Origin of the sequence: Gilliamella sp. wkB112 (assembly GCF_001690685.1) — a bacterium.
In the GTDB taxonomy this organism is placed as follows: Bacteria; Pseudomonadota; Gammaproteobacteria; order Enterobacterales; family Orbaceae; genus Gilliamella; species Gilliamella apicola_J.
Genome location: NZ_LZGL01000013.1, coordinates 217,600 through 241,682, shown reverse-complemented (window position 1 = coordinate 241,682; position 24,083 = coordinate 217,600). Strand labels below are relative to the sequence as shown.

Annotated in this window: 28 protein-coding genes and 1 pseudogene; 6 read left to right on the top strand and 23 right to left on the bottom strand. The window is 32.9% G+C overall.

Annotation, left to right across the window (positions count from 1 at the left end; genetic code table 11):
* Positions 1 to 16 precede the first annotated feature (16 nt).
* Both A9G12_RS06005 and yddG read left to right on the top strand, forming a co-directional pair.
* Entirely contained in the window at positions 17 to 1,588 is a 1,572-nt protein-coding gene (locus A9G12_RS06005) for an L-serine ammonia-lyase, iron-sulfur-dependent, subunit alpha (RefSeq protein WP_065564952.1), read from the top strand.
* 270 nt (positions 1,589 to 1,858) lie between these two features.
* Positions 1,859 to 2,800, top strand: a complete 942-nt coding sequence (gene yddG, locus A9G12_RS06000) for an aromatic amino acid DMT transporter YddG (protein ID WP_065564951.1) — start codon at positions 1,859 to 1,861, stop codon at positions 2,798 to 2,800.
* Positions 2,801 to 3,315: 515 nt separating this feature from the next.
* Here yddG and A9G12_RS05995 read toward each other — a convergent pair.
* Positions 3,316 to 3,741, bottom strand: coding sequence for a DUF2628 domain-containing protein (locus tag A9G12_RS05995; RefSeq protein ID WP_065564950.1), 426 nt, complete (start codon positions 3,739 to 3,741; stop codon positions 3,316 to 3,318).
* 131 nt (positions 3,742 to 3,872) lie between these two features.
* The gene (locus A9G12_RS05990; protein ID WP_065564949.1) at positions 3,873 to 5,057 is read right to left on the bottom strand and encodes a serine hydrolase domain-containing protein; all 1,185 of its coding nucleotides are present in this window, start codon (positions 5,055 to 5,057) and stop codon (positions 3,873 to 3,875) included.
* Positions 5,058 to 5,376: 319 nt separating this feature from the next.
* On the opposite strand from A9G12_RS05990, the gene A9G12_RS05985 reads away from it, so the two are divergent.
* Entirely contained in the window at positions 5,377 to 5,949 is a 573-nt protein-coding gene (locus A9G12_RS05985; RefSeq protein ID WP_065564948.1) for a serine O-acetyltransferase, read from the top strand.
* A 3-nt stretch (positions 5,950 to 5,952) separates the two neighbouring features.
* Here A9G12_RS05985 and A9G12_RS12055 read toward each other — a convergent pair whose 3' ends face one another.
* Positions 5,953 to 6,306 (bottom strand): tail fiber assembly protein, encoded by a 354-nt coding sequence (locus A9G12_RS12055; protein ID WP_255306588.1) that lies wholly within the window; start codon positions 6,304 to 6,306, stop codon positions 5,953 to 5,955.
* Between the two features lie 324 nt (positions 6,307 to 6,630).
* Here A9G12_RS12055 and A9G12_RS05975 point away from each other — a divergent pair, with 324 nt between their 5' ends.
* Positions 6,631 to 7,131, top strand: a complete 501-nt coding sequence (locus A9G12_RS05975) for a CatB-related O-acetyltransferase (RefSeq protein ID WP_176701746.1) — start codon at positions 6,631 to 6,633, stop codon at positions 7,129 to 7,131.
* Positions 7,132 to 7,142: 11 nt separating this feature from the next.
* Here the strand turns inward: A9G12_RS05975 and A9G12_RS05970 are convergent, their stop codons facing one another.
* The 18 genes from A9G12_RS05970 to A9G12_RS05885 form a co-directional block, all read right to left on the bottom strand.
* Positions 7,143 to 7,583, bottom strand: a complete 441-nt coding sequence (locus A9G12_RS05970; RefSeq protein ID WP_081299675.1) for a tail fiber assembly protein — start codon at positions 7,581 to 7,583, stop codon at positions 7,143 to 7,145.
* A gap of 1 nt (position 7,584) precedes the next feature.
* Positions 7,585 to 8,553, bottom strand: a complete 969-nt coding sequence (locus tag A9G12_RS05965) for a phage tail protein (RefSeq protein WP_065564945.1) — start codon at positions 8,551 to 8,553, stop codon at positions 7,585 to 7,587.
* On the bottom strand, positions 8,550 to 9,206 hold the full coding sequence (locus A9G12_RS05960; protein WP_065564944.1) for a DUF2612 domain-containing protein: 657 nt from the start codon (positions 9,204 to 9,206) through the stop codon (positions 8,550 to 8,552). Before A9G12_RS05960 ends, A9G12_RS05965 begins: the two co-directional genes overlap by 4 nt.
* Positions 9,199 to 10,320 carry a baseplate J/gp47 family protein gene (locus A9G12_RS05955; RefSeq protein WP_065564943.1) on the bottom strand — a complete coding sequence of 374 codons (1,122 nt, stop codon included), beginning with the start codon at positions 10,318 to 10,320 and terminating at the stop codon, positions 9,199 to 9,201. The genes A9G12_RS05960 and A9G12_RS05955 overlap by 8 nt, the downstream gene beginning before the upstream one ends.
* Complete coding sequence (locus A9G12_RS05950; RefSeq protein WP_065564942.1) at positions 10,301 to 10,666, bottom strand: hypothetical protein; 366 nt, start codon at positions 10,664 to 10,666, stop codon at positions 10,301 to 10,303. Before A9G12_RS05950 ends, A9G12_RS05955 begins: the two co-directional genes overlap by 20 nt.
* Positions 10,663 to 11,313 carry a Gp138 family membrane-puncturing spike protein gene (locus tag A9G12_RS05945; RefSeq protein ID WP_065564941.1) on the bottom strand — a complete coding sequence of 217 codons (651 nt, stop codon included), beginning with the start codon at positions 11,311 to 11,313 and terminating at the stop codon, positions 10,663 to 10,665. Before A9G12_RS05945 ends, A9G12_RS05950 begins: the two co-directional genes overlap by 4 nt.
* A gap of 82 nt (positions 11,314 to 11,395) precedes the next feature.
* On the bottom strand, positions 11,396 to 12,220 hold the full coding sequence (locus A9G12_RS05940) for a phage protein (protein ID WP_065564940.1): 825 nt from the start codon (positions 12,218 to 12,220) through the stop codon (positions 11,396 to 11,398).
* Positions 12,189 to 12,530: a phage baseplate plug family protein gene (locus A9G12_RS05935; protein WP_065564939.1), complete on the bottom strand. Its 342-nt coding sequence runs from the start codon at positions 12,528 to 12,530 to the stop codon at positions 12,189 to 12,191. Before A9G12_RS05935 ends, A9G12_RS05940 begins: the two co-directional genes overlap by 32 nt.
* Positions 12,531 to 12,565: 35 nt before the next feature.
* Positions 12,566 to 13,243, bottom strand: coding sequence for a phage baseplate protein (locus tag A9G12_RS05930; protein WP_081299674.1), 678 nt, complete (start codon positions 13,241 to 13,243; stop codon positions 12,566 to 12,568).
* Positions 13,243 to 15,186, bottom strand: a complete 1,944-nt coding sequence (locus A9G12_RS05925) for a phage tail protein (RefSeq protein WP_065564938.1) — start codon at positions 15,184 to 15,186, stop codon at positions 13,243 to 13,245. Before A9G12_RS05925 ends, A9G12_RS05930 begins: the two co-directional genes overlap by 1 nt.
* A gap of 141 nt (positions 15,187 to 15,327) precedes the next feature.
* Complete coding sequence (locus A9G12_RS05920; protein WP_065564937.1) at positions 15,328 to 15,744, bottom strand: phage tail assembly chaperone; 417 nt, start codon at positions 15,742 to 15,744, stop codon at positions 15,328 to 15,330.
* Positions 15,744 to 16,175 carry a phage protein gene (locus tag A9G12_RS05915; RefSeq protein WP_065564936.1) on the bottom strand — a complete coding sequence of 144 codons (432 nt, stop codon included), beginning with the start codon at positions 16,173 to 16,175 and terminating at the stop codon, positions 15,744 to 15,746. The genes A9G12_RS05920 and A9G12_RS05915 overlap by 1 nt, the downstream gene beginning before the upstream one ends.
* A gap of 11 nt (positions 16,176 to 16,186) precedes the next feature.
* Positions 16,187 to 17,698, bottom strand: a complete 1,512-nt coding sequence (locus A9G12_RS05910; protein WP_065564935.1) for a DUF3383 domain-containing protein — start codon at positions 17,696 to 17,698, stop codon at positions 16,187 to 16,189.
* A complete protein-coding gene (locus tag A9G12_RS05905; RefSeq protein ID WP_065564934.1) occupies positions 17,695 to 18,192 on the bottom strand; it encodes a phage neck terminator protein in 498 nt (165 codons plus the stop codon). The genes A9G12_RS05910 and A9G12_RS05905 overlap by 4 nt, the downstream gene beginning before the upstream one ends.
* 389 nt (positions 18,193 to 18,581) lie before the next feature.
* Positions 18,582 to 19,064, bottom strand: coding sequence for a lysis system i-spanin subunit Rz (locus A9G12_RS05900; RefSeq protein WP_065564933.1), 483 nt, complete (start codon positions 19,062 to 19,064; stop codon positions 18,582 to 18,584).
* A complete protein-coding gene (locus tag A9G12_RS05895; RefSeq protein ID WP_065564932.1) occupies positions 19,064 to 19,504 on the bottom strand; it encodes a D-Ala-D-Ala carboxypeptidase family metallohydrolase in 441 nt (146 codons plus the stop codon). Before A9G12_RS05895 ends, A9G12_RS05900 begins: the two co-directional genes overlap by 1 nt.
* Complete coding sequence (locus A9G12_RS05890; RefSeq protein WP_218056586.1) at positions 19,501 to 19,827, bottom strand: phage holin family protein; 327 nt, start codon at positions 19,825 to 19,827, stop codon at positions 19,501 to 19,503. The genes A9G12_RS05895 and A9G12_RS05890 overlap by 4 nt, the downstream gene beginning before the upstream one ends.
* A 364-nt stretch (positions 19,828 to 20,191) precedes the next feature.
* The gene (locus A9G12_RS05885; protein ID WP_065564931.1) at positions 20,192 to 20,554 is read right to left on the bottom strand and encodes an antiterminator Q family protein; all 363 of its coding nucleotides are present in this window, start codon (positions 20,552 to 20,554) and stop codon (positions 20,192 to 20,194) included.
* A 283-nt stretch (positions 20,555 to 20,837) separates the two neighbouring features.
* Between A9G12_RS05885 and A9G12_RS05880 the strand changes: the two genes are divergently transcribed.
* Positions 20,838 to 21,533, top strand: coding sequence for an XRE family transcriptional regulator (locus A9G12_RS05880; RefSeq protein WP_065564930.1), 696 nt, complete (start codon positions 20,838 to 20,840; stop codon positions 21,531 to 21,533).
* 616 nt (positions 21,534 to 22,149) lie between these two features.
* Positions 22,150 to 22,398, top strand: a complete 249-nt coding sequence (locus A9G12_RS05875; RefSeq protein WP_065564929.1) for a hypothetical protein — start codon at positions 22,150 to 22,152, stop codon at positions 22,396 to 22,398.
* 186 nt (positions 22,399 to 22,584) lie between these two features.
* Here A9G12_RS05875 and A9G12_RS05870 read toward each other — a convergent pair.
* Positions 22,585 to 22,821: pseudogene (locus tag A9G12_RS05870) on the bottom strand (bifunctional aspartate transaminase/aspartate 4-decarboxylase); the annotation flags it as partial.
* A gap of 7 nt (positions 22,822 to 22,828) precedes the next feature.
* Positions 22,829 to 24,043, bottom strand: coding sequence for an MFS transporter (locus A9G12_RS05865; RefSeq protein ID WP_065564927.1), 1,215 nt, complete (start codon positions 24,041 to 24,043; stop codon positions 22,829 to 22,831).
* Positions 24,044 to 24,083: the final 40 nt, after the last annotated feature.

The following is a 24,083-nucleotide window of genomic DNA, read 5'->3' as shown; positions in this document are numbered from 1 at the left end:
AATAATAAGAGGTTATATGATAGTTCATAGTATTTTTAATGATGTATTAGGACCGATTATGTGCGGTCCTTCTAGCTCCCATTCTGCTGGGTGTGCAAGAATTGGTTTGCAAACTCGATTATTATTTGGAAGAGAAATTAATAAAGCAAATATCATTTTTGATGAAAATGGTTCTTACCCTGAAACATATATTGGTCAGGGTTCAAATTTTGGTTTTACAGGGGGATTACTTGGATTTAAAACAAATAATATTCAAGTCAAAGATGCGGTAGAAATAGCTAGAAAGTTAGGTAAAGAAATATGGTTTTCTAAACAAAAACTATCTTCTAGGCACCCCAATGAAGCCTTAATTAATGTCTATAATGAAAACAATGAAATCGAGTTGTCTGTTTTAACTTTTTCAACTGGTGGGGGAATGTTTGAAATTGTTGAATTAAATGGTTGGCCTGTTTTTATTGATGGTTCTCAAGAACAAATTTTTATTTGTTGTTTAACAAAAAATACTGTCCAAATTTCTGAAATGCTGGAATCACTTAATGTTTCAATAAAGAAATCAGAAAAAAATAACATGACATTATATTCAGTATCTGGATTTGATGAAAAAACCAAAAACCTACTTTTAACTCTCGATAAACAATTAAATATATTATGGATAAAGTATGCCCCAGTTATTATGCCTGTTGAAATGCAACAAAATCCTTCTGCTCTTTTCTTTAATGCTGAAGGCGCTTCAAAATATTCAAAAAATACAGGAAAAGCAACATGGGAAATCGCTCAAGACTATGAAGTTTCGATTAGCAGAGCATCTAAAGAAGTAATATGGCAATTGGCAGAACAAACCTATGATATCATGAAACAATCAACTATTCCGCCAGATCCAACGACAACTCCTTTATATGGCTTTTTACCTTATAAAGCTAAAGAAATGATGCGGATGATTAATAATACCAATTCAATACCTTCTGGTGTGTTAAATGACGCCGCTTTAGCAGCAATTGCAGTTATGGAAAACAGCTGTGCTCATAATATTGTCGTTGCTGCACCTACTGCAGGTTCAAGTGGCGTTATACCAGCAAGTATAATAATTATTGGTGAAAAATTAAGTTTGCCAAAAGATGATATCATCAAAGGATTACTGGTAAGTGGATTAATCGGATCTTTTATTTCAAATAATGCTTCTTTTGGGGCAGAAGTAGCCGCATGCCAAGCAGAAAATGGATCAGCAAGTGCAATGGCTGCCGGAGGGATTGTTCAATTATTAGGAGGTAATATTGAACAAGCATTCCAAGCTGCATCTATGGCGTTACAAAATATGTTGGGACTAATTTGTGATCCTGTAGGGGGACTAACGGAAATTCCGTGTATTAGTCGTAATGTAAGTTCAGTAACTAATGCTGTTCTAGCAGCAAATATGGTAATGTGGGGATTTAATCCAATTATTCCATTAGATGAAACTATTCATTCAATGTACGATATTGGTCAAAAACTACCTGCTGCTTTTCGTTGCACATGTCAGGGAGGATTATGTACAACAAAAACAGGGCAACACCTTACAGAAAAACTATTGATTAAACGAGAAAAATTATAAAACTAACACAAAAAGTAATAACTCTATCATTAAATTAGATCTTCTTATTGTTAGAGTAATAATTAACATTTAATGGTGAGACTATTTATTAATTTAATAAATTCTGACCATTATTTTTATTCTTAATATTTAGTAAACTTTATATGGTTTAACAATGTTTAGAGTGAATTATCTAATAACTTAAAATTACTGATATAATTAAGTTATTATCAACAATCGTCACTTATTATTTTCCCTTATTTAAAGCAAAGAAAGTAATTGGGTTCCTTAATGGCAAATAAAAATAAAGCAACTTTAATTGGCCTAATAGCTATTCTATTGTGGAGTTCACTAGTAGGTACAATCAAAATAGTTAGTGAAAACTTCGGTGCTATTGCAGGAACAGCATTAATTTACAGTATTGCAACAATATTACTTTTTTTTATTATAGGTGCACCAAAACTAAGAGATTTTTCTCGAAGATATTTAATATGGGGAAGTTTACTGTTTGTATCATATGAACTATGTTTTTCACTCTCTATTAGTTTTTCACATAATGGACAGCAGGCAATTGAAGTTAGTATGCTTAATTATTTATGGCCAACTTTAACCATTATCTCGACCATATTATTCAATAATCAGAAAACCAATCTACTCATTATTCCTGGTGGTATTCTCCCACTAATTGGTATTAGTTGGGTATTAAGTGGAGAGCAAGAGATAAATATATGGTTAATGATTGAAAATGTTAAAGATAATCCGTTAAGTTACAGCCTTGCTTTGATAGGAGCCTTTATCTGGTCAGCTTACTGCATAGTCACAATTAAATGTGCTAAAGGGAAAAATGGAGTAACACTATTTTTCTTTTTAACCGCGTTGGTTCTCTGGATTAAATATTGTTTATCTGATGAAAATACCATAATATTCAGTTATTCAGCTATTATCTTTCTTTTGTTAGCAGCCATTTCAATTGGCTTTGGTTATGCTTCATGGAATTATGGTGTTTTACATGGTAATGTGACTATTCTTGCAGGGGCGTCATATTTTATTCCGATTATTTCAGCAGCATTATCAGCTTTTCTATTACATACTTCTTTGTCATTGTTATTTTGGCAAGGAACGGGAATGGTTTGTATAGGTGCAATATTATGTTGGTTATCCACACGTAACTCTATAAAATTTGTTCAAAAAACCAAAGTAATTAATAAACAAAATAATAGTTCAAGCAAATAAGTCTGATAATAATTAAATTTTAGTTTAAGTGTCAATTTCAGCTTTACAACGAATACCATCAATTAAATTATAAAATTAAAATTAAAATTAAAATTAAAATTAAAATTAAAATCAATTTATTAACTAATTTTACGATAATCAGCACCTGCAAATTAAAGACAGTGAACTGTATAAGGCATCTATGATTTGAGTTAGGTAAAGGCATGTTTTGCCAATAAAATGCTATGGGCAAACAGAATGTATAATATCATCATTTAACATTTCGCCAGCTGAGCACGCGTAAAATAAATCTTTATAAATAACTTATCTTTTTTATTGTCACCATTATTGTAGTTAAAATTCGCAATAATATTTGCATTCAAGGCAAAGTAAATAAGAATGAGCCTTATCAGTATTTTGTGATTGCTGTATATACTGAGCAAAAACTTATCAGGGTTACTGATAAGTTGCATTTAACGTATTGTTTAAATTAACTAGCGAATATGATTTATTTAAATCAATTCAGAATGTTATAACTATATATTGATACTTATATCACTTTTATGAGAAGTTTTAGCTTCAGCAATCGCCTTATCAGGATTTTCTGCCTCAACAGTATGAATAAGTTGATAACCTCTTTGAGTTAGATTTGTTTCTCTTATCTTATTCCCTTTTTGACCCAAAATAATAGAAATAACTAAAGTGATTAAATTAAATAATAATTCTGAAGCTACTGCTGCTTGGATTTGGCTTTCTGAGTAATAGCCCGTGTTTGAAATAGGATCAAATGTCATAGAAATAAAAAATAGAAGCACCGCGATTCCGCAAAGTATACCAACAAGACCCCACAATCTTTTTATAATTGCCCATATGATCCCAAAAAAGAAAGCCGGCCAAGACCAACCTAGTTTAACTGCTTCTATTCTACCATCTGGATGTTGGAAAACTTTATAACTGTTCATATCATTAAATAATTATATCGAAGAAATTAATCAATATTATATATTAAATATATAAAGATATGTGTATTCTTATAAATCTTTTATTATAATTTAGTTATTTCAGCAGCATTATCAGTTTTTTACTACAAAGATTAACACCTGCAAATTAAAGCTAGTGAATGGTAAACGGCATCTTTGATTTGACTTGTGTAAAGCCCAGCCATACCTTCTATCGCAGTATTAGTAAAAATGACAACCGCTAAATCTTGTTGTGGATCGTAAAACCAATCATGACCATATACTCCACCCCACTCTATCGTGCCTTTACCTTGTGGAGTTTTAGCTAAACTTGGATTATCAAGTACTGCTCCACCATAACCAAATCCCCAACCTGGGCCTTGAATAGCATAGTCACTACTAACATAGCATTTAGTCATTTTATCCATTAATTTTTGTTGGCTTATTGGATTATTTTTTGCTGTTAATGCTAATAAAAATTGCATAAATTCAGGCGCATTGCCAACCATTCCGGCACCACCTGATTGGTAAGCATGTTTATTGAATATACGTTTAGGATCATAAGATAAAATGCCGTTATTCCATGACTCGTCTAAATGCATAAAATATGGGCTTGGCATTGGTAACGGTTGCGGTGTGGCATCATAATAATGGGTTACTAACTGGCTACTTTCAGATACAGCAAAACCAGTTTGCGGCATGTTTAATGGTTCAGTGATTAGTGTTTTAATTACCGTTGCTAATGATTTTTTTGTTGCAGCTGCTAATACTGCACCTAATACATCGAGGGCTAATGAATAGCACCAATTAGTACCCGGTTGGTAAATAAGTGTAGCTTGAGATAAGCGCTTTAGATTCTCGTCCACGCTGATGGCAATTTGATCAAAACCATCTGAAATCTGCAAAGAATTATAATTACCTTTACCATTAGGTTCGTCAAACCGATATTTTAATCCAGCACTATGAGTCAGTAAATGATGTAAAGTGATAACTGGTTGTTCACCGCTAGCAAGCTTGGGAGTAAAGCTAGGAAGATAAGCGGTAACAGGTGATTGTAAATCAAGTACCCCTTGTTCGACTAAACATAATGCCGCTGCTGTCACTATTGGTTTAGTAACCGATGATAATAAAAATAGCGAGTCGGTATGCATGGGTATTTGCTGTTCACGATTAGCATAACCGCTCGCTTGTTGATAAACTATTTCTCCATTTTTAGCCACCATAACAACCGAACCAACAATCCGTTTGTTTTCTATAGCATCGTGATTAACTTGATTAATAGCTGTCGCCATCGCAGTAGCCAAATGGTGAGTATTCATAATACATCCTTATATCTTATTGTTGCTTAAAAACTGTTATTACTTTTTATAAATAATTTTACTCAATAATAACCTAATTTGATTAATCAACAAAATTAGGCTTTATCTGAAAATAGTTAATTAGAAAATTTTTAAGGTTTTATTGCTTTATGAGCATAAAAAGTGTTTTAAAAAACGAGATAAACACTGAAAGTATTAATACAATACTCTTGAATCGTATCATGCTGCTGTTGAGTATGTGAAGTTGAAGATTGATAGTTTTTATTATTAATTTATAAGATATGTTAAACTAATATTATGAATTAATTGGATTGGTTTTATGAAATACATACATATAATTAAGTTTTTATTAACGCATGATTTGACATTTCTTAAAGAGTGTTGGAAAGCTGAAATAACTAATGGCAAAAAAATAACATTTTATAGAATATTAAAATCATATATAAAAACCAGAGATCCAAGAAAAATTTATCTTTTCTGGTGGCGATTAGCCAATCAAATGTATTTGCACGGCAATTCTAATCAGAAACGAGTGGCTAAACGAATTCAAAAAAAATTAGTAATCAAGTTTGGCATTGAAATTATGCTAGGCTCTAAAATTGGGAAAAATTTAAAACTTGGTCATCCATATTGTATTACTATTAATGAAAATGTAACAATTGGCGAAAATTTAATTATTCATCAGAATGTTACAATAGGTTGTAGTCATGAACCAATGCATATAATTATCGGAGATAATGTTTGTATTGGTGCTAATTCACTGATAATAGGCGGAGAAATAACCATAGGAAACAATGTAAAAATCGGAGCAATGTCTTTTGTAAATAAAGACGTTCCAGATAATTGCACTGTTTATACACAAAAAACAAATACAATTATCCAGAACAATTGATTGTTACTCCGGTTTTGCTGGCCAGTCAATATTTGGCGCAGTATTAACATCTATCTGATTTAATTCAAAACGATATTTTTTCCATTTTTTCAACATTTCTATTTGTTGTTCTGCAGCTATCTCAGCATCAACAGCATCCTGCAAGTTGCTAATTGCGCCATTTGCTTCATTGAGTAATTGTGATTGTTGTGATTGTGCTGTAGCTACATCATGCTGATGTTGTTTTTCTTTATTAAGCACCCATTTTTTACCGTTCCACGAATCAAAATTAGAATTAGGCTTTAATAAAGTAAACCCATTGGGAATATCGCCGATGCTAGTTACAGTTGATTCTGCGCCAGTTTCTGTTGTTACGATTGTAAAGATGATTCGTCCCTGATTTTTACGTCGCTTGATATCAGTAGCGAATGATGGTGTTTTTATAAAAATGGCGGATTAAACAAAGTCGGTATTTTTGAATCGTATCAATACGCGGTGGAGTATGTGAAGTTGAAAATTGATAGTGTGTAGAATTTATATGGTATGTTAAAATAACGTAAAATGGATTAATGGATTTCGGCATGGGATTTAGACATTGGATTTACAAAAAAACAGGCTTAAAACTGCGTAATAATTTAGATTATAGTGTACGAAAATCGCAATCGATATCAAGTTTAGCAAAGGTTTGTGCTGACGTGAATATTGATATATGATTGCACAGTTGATGACCATTCATACATTATTAGTGGATTAGTTAAGAATACAAAAATTGGTAAATATTGTTCAATTGCTACAAATGTCACTATCGGCGCGGATAGACATCCCACCGACTGGCTTTCAACACATCCTTTTCAATATAATGATACTGATAATTTTAAACCTTTAAAAATCACGACTATCGGTAATGATGTCTGGATAGGAGCTAATGTAGTTATTATCACTGGAGTAAGTATCGGAGATGGAGCAATCATTGGTGCTTCATCTGTTGTAACTAGAGATATCCCTCCGTATGCTATAGTTGCAGGTATTCCAGCAAAAATTATACGCTATAGATTTAATGAGAATATCATAAATAAGTTGTTGAAGTTAAAATGGTGGGATTCGGAATACCATTTCCATCATAAAAATGAGATTGATTTTAGTAATATTGAAAAAGCAGTTGAACAAATTGAAATGTTAAAAAATAAAGATAAAGTGGCGTAATTGCCACTTTTTTATGGCTTGTCTGGAAATACTGCATTAATATCGGATGTATCAATACGAGTTAATAAAATTCGATATTTTTTCCATTGTTTTAGTTGTGCTTCTTCATTATCTTCTTGCATCTCTAAATCAATAGTATCCTGAAGTACTGCTATTTTCTCGTTAGCTTCGTTTATTAATGAGTTTTTCATAGCTTGATTTTGCACAATAGTAGCTTCATTCTCTGCATCTTTATCTAGCACCCATTTATTTGTTTTTTCGTTCCATTTGTGAAACGCAGATGGTGGAGATTCAGAATAAGTTAAATCATCAAATATAACACATCCCGTGTTTATTGCGTTATATAACTCATTGTGCTGATCTTCTGTAATTTCGGCTGAATCATTGGGAATTGATGTGTTAATTTCGTCAATGTAAAATGACCTTGTTTTTTTATTATAATAATGTTTCATATTAAAATCCTATTGCAATATAAAAAATTCCGGTTTGACTATATGAGCCTTTGTGGGTTCGCCCCCAACATCTAAATTGTGTCGTTGACAACGGCCAACAACCTGTTGAATTTGCACCGCTCCCTTCATCGCTAGACACGATTGACAAGCAAACGCGAGGAAATGCAGTGTAAAATGATTTATCTTCACCATTAACATTACCGTCAACAACATTATTTCCGTATAGTACACGACCCCATTGAATAATTAATCCGTTTGGCATTTTTAAAAATCCAGCATTTTCGTTTGAAGATGATGAAAACATATTCACTATAAAGTCACTTAATCCTTTAACATTATTGGCGGGAATATCACCGATAACCAATGAGCCATTCGAATCAAATGCCCATTTTATTTGACCGTCGGCGCCGACAAAACCGCAATAACCATCATCGCGGGTAAAAATATATTGTTTTCTGTCACCGCTGTACATTCTAGTTTCACGCTCATAACAATGATATTTAACTGAGATAGACTGTAATAAATCATTAACTCGTTTTAATACCAATGGCGTTACGGCTTCCGTTTCTGATTCGCTGTCAGTTGCTGAACTGAGTTGAACAATGCCTTTTTGAGTTGTGCTAGCACTTAGTATTTCTGCCTGTGTTTTTTTCCATGTAGTTGTATTAGTCGATGGTTTAGCATTATCATTTTCAGCTATAGCGGTATACAACACACCGTTGTATTTAATAATTGCGTTTACAGGGTAAGTAACTAACTCACTCCATTCTGGCACGCCTTGCTGGAGCAAATAAAGCATATTTTTATCTATACGATTAAAAGCGCCATTCATCCACTCCATTGGCGGTTTTGAAGCTGTTTGTTCAATAGTAATTCCCCATCCTCTGTTAATGTCTGGAAAGTCCGTGTTTTCACCTTTTTTTGCGGAATCAGCAAAAATTAGATAATCTGGTTGTTTTTGTATTTTCATTGAATAGTTCCTATTTCTTTAAGTCGGACAAATTTACCTAAGCTAAATCCGTATGATTGATTATCATGATAGAACCCGAAAGGCTCATCATTGATCAAGACAGCATGTTGATACATCACCCCAACAGGACGGGCTAAAATATCCATTTTGCTAATTGCATATAGTGTTAATGAGTTAAGTTGCTCACTATTAACTAGTATGTTCATAGTCATATTTTGTGAATCAGTTACATTACTGTGCTTACCAATAACAAATTTGATTGATTTAACAATGTTTGATATCTCGCCAGTTTGATAATTTTTGGTGATGCGTGCTTTGATAAAAAAACGAAAGTCATTATCATTTAACACTACTGATGATGTCAGTGCATCACCATACCGATAAAACTCACCAACATTGAATGAAAGCGACGTATTATCTTCTAACCAGCCAAAATACTCTTTTGCAATAGCCGTTGGTAAAACTCGAAATACACCAACATGGCGACCCACTAAATTCAGCGCATACCCAGTAGCTTCTTCAATATTAAGAATATCTGCCACTTGAATAACGCTTTTAAATGTTTGGTCAGTTTCTTTATAGATTGCTCGAATGGTACCGAGTGCTTTTGGTTTGTTACGATATTGCCAGATGAGGAATTTTTCTCTATCCATCTATAAGCACCTCGACATTATTAATCTGTGCATATGCTCTATAATCGATGTTTGCAATATTAGCTCCATTGACCGTGAGTTCTTTAATATAGAACCCATCAACTAGATTGATACTTGAGATGATGCGTGATGAATAAACATTCTCGCCGATGTCAAAATCAAGATTTTTTAAATTAGTTTTGATTTGTTCTGTGTTGATATCATTAAATGATTGGTAACGACCAATTGTCATTGATACCTTAATATCAATTTTTTGTGGTCTATCAAAATAAGCTTTTCTCGGTATATCATCTAATAAATAAGAGGATTCAATTTGACCATATAACCCACAACCGCCAATTTTCTTTTTAGTGATAACTTCAGCTATTTTTTCATCAGCACCGCCAAGAATCACGGCATTAAGTGAATGAGGTGGAACTCCTTTTTCATCTGTTTTATTTGTGTAATTTTCATATACTATGCATTTAGTTACACCTGTTATATTCATTAACGCAGACTGCATACCTTGGCGATCATCGTAGTTATTAATTGCGTGAGATAACATGAAACGCTTCAATAATTGCACATCAGTTTCCTCGTCAATACCGCCATAACTTTTCGTGTTCGCGGTGACTTTATCTACACCAATAATTATGGTACTCGGTGCAAACTCCTCTAATGCGTTAACGGAATAATTGCCCAGTTCTAATGACCTGAATTTAACACGTGCGCTGCCTAAATCATTTAATGTTATTTGCTCAATAGATACCCATTTATTTTTGTTTTTATCGATGTAAATAGAATTATTTGGTATCGTTGTTTTTGGTGAGCCAGTAAAAATAACTTCATCAATATAAGAATAGGATGCTGTAATCCTGGTTAGTCCTGCGTACATTGCTCGTTGTTCTAACCAATGTCCGGTCGCTTGGTATGGATCTAACATTTGTACAATAAATGCAACCGCTTGATGTATATTCGCTAATTCTTGCGAAAATAATCCTAGTAACTGTCCATCTGGTGTATCGCTATCAAGATTAACATCATCACCATATATTGATTTAAATGCACTAACTAATCGATTTTGAATAGTATATAAGTCATCAATTTCGATCCCCTTATCTGTTATCTTTAACATTGAATGATGCCTCGTTGGTTTTGTTAAATTTATCGGTATAAGTTATTTGGATTAGAAATTCACGGGTATCGGTATCTAATAAGATATCGAAACTATCAATATTGATGACACCAGCTACTTTGAAAATTTCAGTTCTTACATCGATTTCTAATTGTTTGGTGTTAGGTTTTTTAGTGAGATAATCAAACCAAGCTATGCCATCATCACGATTTAAGAACCAGTCTCTTTTTAACGCTAATAATTTAGTTTTCACACATTGCGCTATTGCTTCCGAGCCATCCAGATAGTTACCTAAACCGTACCCAAACATCCAATCGTGGTTATTATCAAGCTGTCTTACTATCATTTTGGTATTCCTGTTGTACTATTACCACTTTGTACCCCAATATGGGTATGTGTATTTAAATCGATACCTTTATTGGTTTTAACGTCTTTCGCTGTGATGGTACCTGTACTTGTGGCATCTCCTTCAGTTTGACTGTAACTACCAACTTGTTCGGTATTTCCTTGATGTTCTATATTGCCTTTTATATAAATTGTACCGTTCGCAAGCCTTATATGCGTTGAACCATCGTCAGTTTGCAATGAAATACCATCATAATAAAAATTAGGTATTTTATTGGGCACGCTATTACAACCGACAATAAAAAAGCCATCGCTTAAGTCGTTAATTCGATTATCAAGAGGTTTTGAAGCGTTACCTGTTGCAAACCAACCATCAATACAGCGGCTAGAAAATACAACAAGTCCTTCATCACCTGCTTTGATTGGCACTGTAATACAAAACCCACCAGCATGTGGAAATTGAGCTGGCACATCAACTAATAGAGGGATTGAAATTTCCTCACCATTGGATAGTACTTTGTTAACCATGGGCTTGCATTGAACAGTGTGCCCATCAAATGAAATAACTTTTGCTGGTAAAGCGGTATAAATATTCGATTGCGCACGCTTAATTTGACTTTCAATTGCTTGAAATAGTGAATCTGTCATATTTTCTCCGAGCAATAAAAAACCCGCCGAAGCGGGTCGTGATCTACATTAAATCGGTCATAAATTTAATTAAAAATGTCTATTAAACTTTACCAAAATTTCCACCAATACAAACTAATTTGCTATTCCAGTTAGTACCATACAGATCTCCATTATGCTCTATCGTTTTTATTTTATAGTCGCCATTATACTCGGTTTGCACCGACTCGACGCGAACAAGCGAACCGATTCTGTAATGAGGATTACATAAAGTTGTAATTTCTAACCCTTCATTAGTTTTTTGAGGGCAGCCTATCATGCCAGTAGTTCTTGATATAACCCAACCTTCGTTATTGGCAAGTGCTTTATCTTTAGGGATAACAACAAGCTGATCGTCTTGTATTGACCAGTCAGCATTATTGTTAATGGCGATTTTGTGCATGGCTTCGCGAGTGTCACACATCATTACTTTACCTCGTGGAAAAACCTTATCATTTGGTAAATTTATAGCACCTTTTTGGACACCAAAACTACTCACCACTTCATTTAAAAAATCACTATCTTTCTGCCCTTTTTGCAAGGTTTTAACAATTGTTTTTTCGGTGTATGCTCGATGTCCATCACTGCAACGCAGTGTAGTAATCATGTCTTGTTCAGCAATTTTATTTTCAATCGTTAGAATATCGCCACAGAATATCAATCTTAGTACATCTTCTTTATAACAAACCGATAATTCAAGAAAATTATATTGTTTACTCGTAATGAGATTGCGATTTGAATCATTAAGATTATAAATTGATATTTCAGCAGTGTTTGGTTCAGAAGTGAGTGTTTTTTTAATTGAGAAAGTTACTCTAAGATTATTAATAACAATGCTTTCTTTACGATTACCAATTTTAAGTTCTAAAACCCTGCCGAATTGCCGCACGATATTCTTCCTTAGTCATTATTAACAGTTGCATGCGATTATTTAAATCATCTTTAGATATAGCATTAATACCCAATCCTGATTTATCATTTAATTCCATCACAAATGGCAAATTAAACTCAATCAAAGATGGACTACCGACAGATAACCCTTTATTTTTCGTTATATACTCATCATTATCAATATCAAACAAGTCGAATTGATAACCGGTTAATATTGCGTTATATCTCAGCGTTAAACGCAAATTTCTATCATAGAGTGTAAAGGATTGCTCTAATACTTCATCTGTTGTTGTTTGTATTATAAACATATCAACCTCTTGTTTTGCTTAACACAAATTCTTATTTAGTTTTCTTTCGGTTGAGTTTTACCAAGATTTCTCGTTTTCGGTTTTGGTACATTTAAACCACTTGCAGTCTGCGTATCAACAATAAAAATTTCACGGAATGTTAACGTAAATTCACCTACAGTATTCTGATTTTGAGTAAGACCGACTGACGTTATAACCATATTTTTATATTGCCGCGTATTAGTTTGCAATGTTACTGGTTCACCGCTACGCTGTATTGCCAATAGTTTTTCGTAAGCATCGGCGATACGGTCAGAAGAAAGGCAGTTCAATAATGGAGATTGGTAATCAGGTAAAAAGTCAGCAATAACTTGGTTAGTTGCTTTTGCGCCAGTTCGAAAATATGATGCAAAGCGATTGACCATATTTTCTGCCTGAGCTGTTACTTTTTTTATTGGCATAGGTAACGGATAATTTGAAAAATTAAAGCCTAATATACTATCAAATGAAAAATTATTAGTTTCGTAACCAACTACTAGACCCGTTACATTAATCTCCTTAGGATCTAATACTACATGGTCAGCAATATTAGCCCCTTTTTCAATTGGATTTTCGGTTACTCGCAACTTCGATGCGTGCTGTTCATTTGTGTTAATATCAAAACTAAAAGTAAAATTCTGACTGACGATTAGACCTGTACTATTTGATGATTTATTTAATATAGACTGAAACATTAGTTAGACCCCATTTTAGTATTTGTATTATCTGCTATCCGTCGGGCCTCATACTGTGCAATATAATTTAGATTATCAAAACCTTGTTGTGGTGTTGTGACATTCATTGTGTTATATATTGTTACAGCATTATTATTGTTAACTTTATTATTTAATGGACTAATACCGCTTGCTTTTGCAACACCTGTGTCTAATTTAGCTGATACTTGTGCTTTTGTGATCTTTGTCGCTGTTGTTGTTATCTCTATCTCATTATCATCAAGCGATAAATCATCATCTTCTTTATCATCTCCACCTAGTCCAAAAAAAGATGCAACGCCCTTAATTTTATTTTTAACCACATCAACAAATCCAAAAAATTTGTCTTTAATCCAGGTTATACCTTCACTAAATGGGGTAGTTATAAAATCAAGCACATTAGAAAAAATACTGCCAAATTGTTCCGTGAATGACGATACAACACCTATCCCTGAATCAAATAGTCCTGAGACAAAATTCCAAGCAGCTTCAAATGGTGCAGTGATAAAACCAAGCATACTAGAGAAAATACCGCCTAATAGTTCCGTGAATGACGATACAACCTCTATCCCTGAATCAAATAGTCCTTTTACAAAATTCCACGCAGCTTTAAACGGCCATGTAATAAAATCCCAGATTGCCCAAAGTGTTTTACCCAGTTTATCTGTCGTTGAGGTGGTGTCATCTTCCCAGATATCAAATAAATCATTAACAAATTTCCAAGCTGCTTTGAATGGAGTGGTGATGAATCCCCATATAGCTTTGAATATTTCACCAATCGCGTTAACGACATCACCTGCATCGATACCAAGCCAGTCCATTATCGCGCATATAGCTTGATACGCCATGCGGAACGGAAATGTAAGCACATCAACAATGAAACCAAAAATCTTACCAATTCTATCAACCGTTTTCATTGCGTCTTTCTCAGACATACCAAAAAACATTAATATATTTTTTAGAAGATTGGCCAGTAACGATTTAATTCCTCGTATTAATGATTTAACACCATTTACTAACGAATTAAATAATTTTTTAGATATTGATTTTACTTTTTGAGTATCACCAGACCAAAATGCTTGTATTAGCTCCCAAAACGATTTGATAAAGCTCCACGCGGCTTTTGCACCATCAATGAATGGTTGCCAGTATTCACCGAAAAGACTTTTACCACCCTTCATATAGACCATAAGATCATCAATCAGAAGCATTAAGACAGTCAGTAATCCAATTACAATACCAATCGGACTGAATAGCAATGCTTGGTTAAATTTTGCCCAAATCACAGCAAGCGCTATAATGGCATTTTCCCAGCCTATTGTATTGCTAATAATTTTATCAATGAATTCTCCAAAATTAATAATAATATGAATTGCCTTACTAACCCATGTAATAACTGTGGTAATTCCTTTACTGATGAGTTCTTTATTAACTATTAACCAATTGCGAAAACTTATGATAAGGTCAGTCACAGCTGGAGCAAGATTTAATGCAATTTTTGTTTTAATACTATCAATTGCATTTCCTGTTTTTTCCATTTCCTTTTTATATAACTTACCTTGATCGATTTCAGTTTTAGATATTTCAAATAATACATCTTCATTATTTGCTAACTCTTGAGCTTTATCGATCGCATTATCAAATGCATTTACAATCGTCTTACCATAAGATTTTCCTGCAGCAGCAATACTAAACAACATTTTTTTTAACGTTACAAGTTTAGATTGAACTTGTACGGCTGAATTGCCAGTCTTATCTGTTGATTTGCTAGTTTCACTAAAGACACTATTTAAATCATTTTGGATTTCCTTTGTGATTTTCGAAAGTTTGCCTGCACCAGATTGTAATTTGTCTGTTATTTGGGCTATATTACTGACTTGAGAAGTATCAATGCCTATTTTGTTTAAATAATTTCCCGAACCCACTTTAGTTCTCCTTTGGTTTTTCGGCCAATTTAACCTCAGCTATTACATTATGCATTTCGATAACATCATCAAGTGAATAGACGGTCCTGAGTTCGTGGAGTGTGGCATATTTATTTACGATCACACCCCACACAAACCAATCTACATCGCTTTCTCCGCTACTGTCTCCAAGCTGAGCATATTTAGATTGGACGCTATTCCATTTGGTAAAAAACCCAAAAAATGGAACTTTAATCCCTCAATAATGATTTGATAATAATGACTACGATGAGTATTAAAAAATTTACCGGCTTCATCAGGTTTTTGGAACAATACTTTATTACCATTCTCATCTATGGCGGTAACATAATCTAAAATGAATTTTTCTATTTCTGCAAACTGCTCTGAGCCAATATTAGAAGCCAGTTGACCAATATCAAAACCTGATTTATTGTCATCTAATGAAAAACAGCCCTTTAAAAGAGCTGTTAATTTTTTAAGATATTTATTTGATTTGAAGAAATCTGCTGCAGTAAATGTATAAACTATATCATCAATATTAAAATCTTTACTTTCCATTATAAACCACCTTTAATACTAAACTCTGCTTTGGTTGCCTTGAATGTCCATGTTACACCATTGTGAGATGTACCACGTGCATACGTTGGCGGTGTAGTAAACCAGCATCCTGTAAGTAAAAACTCATCACCATTACGTAAATCTTTATAGGTGATTAACTTACCAGTGGCGGTAGTTGGATTGTTAACCTGAGCATTGCGTAGTTGATTTAATTTTTCGTTAGTTCCGGTATGTTGGAGGGTTTTAATAGTTATTGTTGCACCCCGATTACAAGCATGTACAAAGACCCCTTTTCCATTAATACCATAAGTAATATCACCATCATCACCAATTGGTGCAATGCTGATTGAATCTTGAGCATTTTCATACCCTGTAATTTCTGTGCCGTCGATGGTTAGTACGGCATCTTCTAGTGAAAATGATTTAGACATATAAAAAATCCTTATCGATTGAATTGAACAATAATATCGACGCTATGACCAGCACCGGCTAATTTGAGTGCGCAGTTAATTGGCATCATTTTACGTGCCTCTCTATCTGCTGTATCTTGCCTATCGAATGAATCAGAATAGAAGTAGTAACCGTTGATTTGATCACCATAAGATAATTCACCGATATTACCCAACGTCCATTTGCCCAGGCCTAAAAAACCATTATTAATAAATTGTTCTCCAATTACCTTAATTGAACTGATTAAAATTTCCTGACCTCGGTCGGTTTGTGGGATTTTAGTCGGTTGTCCTTGTAGGGTATTAAAAGCCTGTACTTGTACTGCGTTGATAAATGCGTCTAATCCTGTAGTTTCATCTATAAACGTACCACCAATCATCACCCCTTCTGCAAGCATATTAGTACCAGCATAATCAGTATAATAATTGATGCCTAAGCGACGGCATTTGGTTGCTTCATTAACCGTGATTCGATCATCTGAAGTGACACTTACTTCTTGTTTAAATTTAACTGTTTTAACGGTATTTACACCTGTCCAAACAGTTGTTAGAGCAATACCCATTAGTTCAGCTGCAGCATGAGTATTCCCTTTGTTGTTATACTGAACCATTAAACGGCCACTGTTACGTTTTGCTAACGTTTTTAATACGTTTCCATCGGTATATTCAATATTAGCTGTTCTGGTTTCGGTATAACCAAGCACTTTAGCATTTTCAATACCTTGCGCCACCACCCAATCATGAGCTTCGACTAATTCATCATCATTAATCGTATTAGCAAAATAAACACCATACCAATTTTGATATTGATTTTGTAACTTACTTAAGGCTTCTGCTGGTGTTTCTTTTATATGATTTATTGAATCTTCACCACTAATTAACACTCCTTTACCGTCAATTAAATTGGTCATGTTGCCAATATAGGTACCATCCAGTTCTTCATTAAAAACGTAACCAAAATTAGCACCTTTACCCTCAATTTTAGAAGATAAAATAAATCGATTACCAATAGAATCATAAACAAACTTAACATCAGCATTAGTTAACTTGTCATTTATAATCGTTGCTACATCATTCATGCTCGATACGCTTGAAAAGTTCAGTTCTTTAACATCAATTTTGGCATCACCGAAATAAAATGAGAAACAACCATCAGTAATATTTTTAAATTGAATATATGACACAGCAAGCGTTGAACCGTTAACTTTTGAACTAATTGCAGATGTTGTTAATCCATTTTGGATGTATTTTGCAATAATTGCTGTTTTGGGTTTTGGTCGAGCTGAAAATAATGCTGATGTAGCTCGGTAAACATCAGAATTAGTGCCAAATTGTGATGCCACACTGTCAACATCTGATACTACAATGTAGCGAGTATCGGCATTAGCAAATGCATCGCACATTTCATTCGTAAAAATGGCAACTACGCTTAAATCGCGTTTTTGTGCCCCTTTGGGGGTTTGTTGTAAAGTAACGTCTACAACTTGACTTAATGGTAAACTCATTTAATAACCTCTAATTTAAATTTTACGTTATCACCTCGCGGAATGCTGGTTTTAACGATGGGATTGATTGAAAAAATAAGATCGACCTGTGCATGTTGCATAATTTCAACTTCACTGGTCATAGGTAAACTACGGATTTCAGAACATCGAAGATACCCCATGCTTAATTGCTTTAATCGTTGCCATACAGGCGTTAATTTCATAGATTCAGTCAATTTGCATAGCATTTCGTAAGAATCGTTGCCATAAGCATCAACAGTGATAGTGATCTCTTTTAAAACTGATACAATTTCTTCTTCATCTTCTCCGTTATAACGAATTTCTGCGCCAATATCAGTTTCGTTGGTATCAGATACTGTTATATAGTTATCGATATTAGAAACATCTTGTGTGTTCCTAACATCAAATATGACTGTTTCAGGTAGCATTAAAATATTTGCAATTATGCGTCTGACTTCAGTCATATCGAATCGTGAAACACTAATAATAGTCATCATTACTCCGTGTTATATTTTTTAAAAATTTTATGTCGTTATGTTTTTAAAGTATGCCGATAGACTAGTCTAGTAAGGAATTTTGGTGTGCCATTATGACTATTAACAACTTCATATAGATTGTTAACTAATATAGTTATCAAAACTTTTACGTACTTTTGCTAGACGATTTATTACCCCAAAAAAGCAAGTCAAGTTCATTGTAGATAGAAAAAAGTTATTACTGATGGTAACTAAGATAAGAGCATTTTTTAGGTAACAATAAAGTGATTAGCAACACTATGAATTGATTGAACAATAAATTTGAAGTAAGCCCAATCATCGATAAAAAAATTGTTATACTATTTTGGCAATTCATTCGTGCTGTAAAAGTAAATTAATTATCACTATTATTCCCCCCCTTTACACATAAACTTAGTTTTGTTTTTAGGCGCAATTTCTTGACAATAATATTGTTGCCAACCGTCAATTATTGCTTTGTTGTAGTTAATTGCGTTGGCGAGATTGTAATAATCTTGTCTAGAAGTTTTTGCAAGTCGTAAGGCTCGGTAAGCAATATCGCTGGTGGCGGTACTATCTCTCTCGATATTTTCGACTTTGACGCGCAACTCGACAAGACCATTATCAATATCATTACGCAAATTATCTGTACTAACTTGACCATTTTTTATCGTCTCGATGATATTTAATTCCAGTTGTTTAACTATATTATTGCTCTGTTTGTATTGCTCAAATTCTGTTTCTAATTTATTAGCTGTAGCTATGGCAAATTGTTTACCTTGCCAACTATGATAAGCAAAATAAATAGCACAACAGGCCACTAAAATACAAAATATTGGGGATACTTTATAAATACATTTCAATTTATCCATCATACTAATCCATTCAAGTAAATGGTTTTACCGCCTTGTTTCACTGCAGTTAAAACTTGTTGGCGATTGTAAGTTGGACTAAAACCAATATGTACCCATTGGTTATGTTCCTGAATGAGTTTATCGAATTGAACACCTGCATCGATTAATCTTTGGCAAATCTGTTTAGGTGAACCAAATGATGAATGGAAATCAACGGCTAATCCTTTAGTATGGGCGCTAGTAGATACGCCTCCAACACGTGCATTTAAAGCAGGACAACGATAACCTGATGTAATAATTATTGGTTGTCCTAAAGCTTTTCTAACAAATTCCAATTTTATTGCAGTCAATTGGATATTAGGCATTAAATCTGTAGGTACGGAATTATTAATTTTTAACCGACTCGCAGTTGTTGAGTGAGTGAATTCTTCTAATTTGAAATGTTCTGTTAATTTCATTGTTCATCTCCTTTGGCTTTTTTTATTAATCGTTCTTCCAGTGCTTTAATCAATGTGGCACCTGACCATCCAGCCAAACCAGCAATACCACCGGCAAACTCAAAAGCCCAGTTGAAATAACTCGCCGCTAATACCACTAACGCTCCTGCAAATGTAGAAATGAATATTTGAGCAACCAAAGTTCCAACTCGGAATTTGTCACCGTTTAGAACGTGATAACAATAACTAGCCAATGAACCAAGCGATGTTAAAATGAACAAATAAATGATAACAATCCAGTTGACATTATCAGGATCTTTAATTGGCATACGTTTTATCTTCATGATGTGCCTCCGAATGAGGCTGTTGATATAAAGAAAGAGATGCAGTACTTAAAATTGTCAATTATGACGGTCAAACTCAGTAATTTGAAGTAACTCAATATTGGCTATGTCATAAATTTTGGATATAAAAAAACCGCAATTAAGCGGTTTAATTTTAAAGTTACTGATATTAAAAGTATATTTTATTACTGCATCGTTTTATTTATTTAACTACCATTATTAACCTAAATTTTTAAGTTTAGACTAAATAGATACTTAAACATAACAAAAAAGCCCAACTAAACAGTTGGGCTTTTATTTAAATGCATAAAAATACATTATAGGGCTATTATATATGCGAATTTGCGCAAAGTCAACCTTTTTATCACGAAATTTCATGATGCTTTTTATAAAATTCAAAAATATACCCTCTTATAAAGCTTTCAGCTTCATTTAACAAACTAATAATGTCATGCGGGCGTCTTCCAATAACTTTTGCTTGAGCATTACATGATATGCCTCTTAAATAATAAGCTGTTAGAACAATCCAATGTGAGTAATTATCCTCTTTTAACCTTAAAACAGCATTGTCCACCTCTTCAGCTTCTATTTCAGTTAAATATTGACGACTATCTACATCAGGTGGAGCACCTTCAAATCCTGATGACTTTGATGGATATTCAGTTCCGATTCGTTTAAGAACTCGGGTATTTTTCCATGCATTTAAAATATCTTTTGTATCTCTCATCTCATCTCTCCATTTAATTCTTTAATCTATTGCTATTAATTAATTGTCTTAGTTTGCTTAAATATCTTATTCGTTTGCATTAAGGTTATATTGATTTCAAATCATGTTATTTTTATTGAATATAATTAGAAAAAAGGAACTATTTATAGAAGCCTTCATAGCTATTAATAATATATGTTATTAATGATAACCAAAGTTATTTAATAAATCAATAACTTTTATTATTTGATAAGCGATAACTTGAGTTATACAATGAGTAATTCATTAACTATGAGATAAAAATATGACTACATTTACTGATAGAATAAATTTGGCATTAAAAAACTCTGGCATGTCTCAACATCAATTAGCTGAAAAAGTTAAAATTAGCCAACCAGCTATTCAAAAGTTGCTTTCAGGCAAATCTGGTACATCAAGGAAAATTGTTGAAATTGCTAATGCATTAAATGTAGATCTTCTATGGTTAACTAAAGGTACTCCAACGACTAAAACAAATCGCAACCAATCAAATGCAACAATGCTTGGAGCTATTGATGAGTGGGATAGTAAAACTCCTTTAGCAGATGACGAGGTAGAAGTCCCATTTTACAAAGATGTACGATTATCAGCTGGTGATGGTTTTGCTGATGATATTGAAGATTATAATGGCTATAAATTACGCCTTTCTAGATCCACTATGCGTAAATATGGAATTGATAAAGACTGTGCGGTTTGTTTAACTGTCTATGGCGATAGTATGGAACCAGTTTTCAGAGATGGTTCTACTGTAGGTATTGACCAAGCAGATACACTCATACGCGATGGAAAAATATACGCAATCAATCATGACGGATTACTAAGAATAAAAATTCTTGAACGACTACCTGGGAATCAAGTTAAGATCAGAAGTTATAATCCCGGATATGAGGATGAAATAGTGTCGCAAGATGAAATCACTGTTCTGGGACGAGTTTGGTGGCAATCTTCTATACTTGATTAGTAAATAATTATACTCCAATCCAATAATTTGAATGAATTTTAAACACAAATAAGCATTCAAAAACCTATTTAAAAAATCAACATTTAAGCCTCAAAAGAGGCTTTATCCTCCTATAGAAATACTATATTTATTCTAACTATCCAAATAACTAACTTAATATCAAATACATCGATAACTTAAATATTAGCCTTAATAACTTTAATTATTGACAATAACGATAACTTATATTATCATTGTTTTATCAAAACCAATCAACTTAACAATAAAATTAAACAATACTACGAGTTATTTAATTAGTTAAGAAGATTCAAGTAGCTAGCAGAGGCATATGAACATACTGCGGTTTTGATTAATTATACATAATTAAATTATATATATTACATCATGCATTGACTGATCAGTTACCGCTTTTCTTTTACCGTCAAGATTAAGTTTTAGGAATATGAATATGACGAATAAAGACTTTATAAATGTAAAAAAAAAGGACAGATTCGATAAAGATTATAAATTAACACCAAGTGAAAAAATCCTCGCTTTTATTTCTTACTCTATATTAATTATAGAAATTCTATTTGGATTATTTTACTGGATGCTACTTATTGCCACGAGGTAAGTTATGAAAATGACATATGGCCAATTTATAAAAAATGCAGACGATGACCAAAAAAAGCAAATTGAAATAGAAAATATTCAATTTATATTATTGAATGAATTATCATTTATGGATTATGAAGCCAATGAATACATTAAAGATTCACTTTATAATATCGCCGAAAAATTAGTAAATGATAAAGCAAGAAAAAGAGGTTTTAATAATATGATGTCCCTTGAACAATATTGTATCGCATATAATAAATGCCTTTAGGTACTCATAATTATTAAAAAATGACCAATTATTATTTATTTTTGGTTGTTTATAAATTTGCGTTTTTTGTTATATAAAAAAGTTATCATTGCACATTCCTAAAAAATAAAAAACCCTAGATAAACTAGGGTTTGGTTTGATTTTAAGTATCTTTAAAAAGTTATTAGCTTTTATATTTAAGCTAGGTTATTTATTTTTAGCTTTATACTCATCATAGTATTCTTGAGCAAGTTTACGTAATGATAAACCGATAGCTGCATATTGGTATTCATTTAAATTAGTTAATGATGCCCTTGCAGAAGGGTGTTGCACTGCAAAGCCTTTACCTGGTAATAAAACCACTCCAGTTTCATCAGCAATTCTGAATAACAATTCAGTTGGATTTTTATTTTTTAAGATCCATTTAGCAAATTTATCGTCATACCATTCTTTAAGGCTTTATTACCTTACGTGCAAAAAATGCATTAAAAAAAGCAATAATAATAGAACCCAACACAACTTCAAAATACCCCAAATGTTGAGCTAAAAAATAACTTAATGATATAGCAGGGAACCCACAAATAAATCCGACTGAAGTTTGAGCATTATAAACTGTTGAAGTTGCTTGAGTACCTTCAGAGTTATCCATAATAATGGCGGAAATTGGAATAGAAAGAAACGGTAGGCTCATAAAATAGAGGAAAAAAGCAAAATAAACACTGAAAATATTAATAAAACCCAAAGATAGCGGAATAAATGACAATAAACAGCATGCATGAACGACTAGGGCAGAAATTAAGCTTTGCCTTCTGGTTAGTCGTTTGATTATTTTCGAAACAAAAAATACTGCAACTAAACTAACAATTGAACCAAAAACCTTAAGTAAAATTGCAATATCCGGTAATGACCAACCATTGTCAACAAGTAATGGGGACATCAAATTATAAGCAGGCAACAAACTAAAAGGAATAATCATCAGTAACATTAACCAACTGATCTTTCCTTTCCATACTAACAATAGATTTTTCCAATAATACTTATTAGCTGTTTCCGTAATATAATTAATTCGTCGATATTGATATTCTTTAAAAAAACATAATTGAGATAATGTAAAAAGTAAAGTTATTATAATTAGTAGCAAACACCCCATCCAACCTATATAAGGATAAAGCAACAATACTCCACCACCACCAAGAATATTGCCTAACATAGCACCACTCATTTTCACACTTGAAATAAAATAACGCTGATCTTCGCTAAACATTTGGCAAGTTAATCCTGATAGAGCAAGATCTTGAGTTGCGGTCATTATTGAAAAGATAAAAATAAGGGATAAAACTAATCCATATTGTTTAATAGGATCGAGAAAGGCTATAACTAACAAACATAATAACATTAAAACTATTGCTATCTGCAACCAATTACGATAATGATATAAGCGAGTCTTCAAATATTTATCAATAAATGGAGCCCATAAAACTTTAATACCAATCGGCATCATCATTAGAGGTATAAGACTAAGCTGATCTAATGCCATACCGTTTTGTCGTAAAATTATTGCCAAGGCAATAGTTAAAAAACCAATACCAATGTATTGTGTAATATAAAGACTTACAAATAAAAACCACACGTTCTTAGAAAGATTAATATTTTTATTTTCAAGCATTTAGATTTTTACCTTTTTTAACTTATATTTGTTTACTAGT

Coding starts and splice junctions, on each gene's coding strand:
- A9G12_RS05945 (WP_065564941.1), bottom strand. CDS start 11,313: ATGACAGATTCACTATTTCAAGCAATTGAAAGTCAAATTAAGCGTGCG.
- A9G12_RS05885 (WP_065564931.1), bottom strand. CDS start 20,554: ATGAGAGATACAAAAGATATTTTAAATGCATGGAAAAATACCCGAGTT.
- A9G12_RS05995 (WP_065564950.1), bottom strand. CDS start 3,741: ATGAACAGTTATAAAGTTTTCCAACATCCAGATGGTAGAATAGAAGCA.
- A9G12_RS05935 (WP_065564939.1), bottom strand. CDS start 12,530: ATGTTTATAATACAAACAACAACAGATGAAGTATTAGAGCAATCCTTT.
- A9G12_RS05905 (WP_065564934.1), bottom strand. CDS start 18,192: ATGACTATTATTAGTGTTTCACGATTCGATATGACTGAAGTCAGACGC.
- A9G12_RS05985 (WP_065564948.1), top strand. CDS start 5,377: ATGAAATACATACATATAATTAAGTTTTTATTAACGCATGATTTGACA.
- A9G12_RS05950 (WP_065564942.1), bottom strand. CDS start 10,666: ATGATAGTAAGACAGCTTGATAATAACCACGATTGGATGTTTGGGTAC.
- A9G12_RS05970 (WP_081299675.1), bottom strand. CDS start 7,583: ATGAAACATTATTATAATAAAAAAACAAGGTCATTTTACATTGACGAA.
- A9G12_RS05990 (WP_065564949.1), bottom strand. CDS start 5,057: ATGAATACTCACCATTTGGCTACTGCGATGGCGACAGCTATTAATCAA.
- A9G12_RS05955 (WP_065564943.1), bottom strand. CDS start 10,320: ATGTTAAAGATAACAGATAAGGGGATCGAAATTGATGACTTATATACT.
- A9G12_RS05895 (WP_065564932.1), bottom strand. CDS start 19,504: ATGAAATTAACAGAACATTTCAAATTAGAAGAATTCACTCACTCAACA.
- A9G12_RS05875 (WP_065564929.1), top strand. CDS start 22,150: ATGAAAATGACATATGGCCAATTTATAAAAAATGCAGACGATGACCAA.
- A9G12_RS05920 (WP_065564937.1), bottom strand. CDS start 15,744: ATGGAAAGTAAAGATTTTAATATTGATGATATAGTTTATACATTTACT.
- A9G12_RS05910 (WP_065564935.1), bottom strand. CDS start 17,698: ATGAGTTTACCATTAAGTCAAGTTGTAGACGTTACTTTACAACAAACC.
- A9G12_RS05890 (WP_218056586.1), bottom strand. CDS start 19,827: ATGAAGATAAAACGTATGCCAATTAAAGATCCTGATAATGTCAACTGG.
- A9G12_RS05965 (WP_065564945.1), bottom strand. CDS start 8,553: ATGAAAATACAAAAACAACCAGATTATCTAATTTTTGCTGATTCCGCA.
- A9G12_RS05915 (WP_065564936.1), bottom strand. CDS start 16,175: ATGTCTAAATCATTTTCACTAGAAGATGCCGTACTAACCATCGACGGC.
- yddG (WP_065564951.1), top strand. CDS start 1,859: ATGGCAAATAAAAATAAAGCAACTTTAATTGGCCTAATAGCTATTCTA.
- A9G12_RS05880 (WP_065564930.1), top strand. CDS start 20,838: ATGACTACATTTACTGATAGAATAAATTTGGCATTAAAAAACTCTGGC.
- A9G12_RS05900 (WP_065564933.1), bottom strand. CDS start 19,064: ATGGATAAATTGAAATGTATTTATAAAGTATCCCCAATATTTTGTATT.
- A9G12_RS05930 (WP_081299674.1), bottom strand. CDS start 13,243: ATGTTTCAGTCTATATTAAATAAATCATCAAATAGTACAGGTCTAATC.
- A9G12_RS05960 (WP_065564944.1), bottom strand. CDS start 9,206: ATGGATAGAGAAAAATTCCTCATCTGGCAATATCGTAACAAACCAAAA.
- A9G12_RS06005 (WP_065564952.1), top strand. CDS start 17: ATGATAGTTCATAGTATTTTTAATGATGTATTAGGACCGATTATGTGC.
- A9G12_RS05865 (WP_065564927.1), bottom strand. CDS start 24,043: ATGCTTGAAAATAAAAATATTAATCTTTCTAAGAACGTGTGGTTTTTA.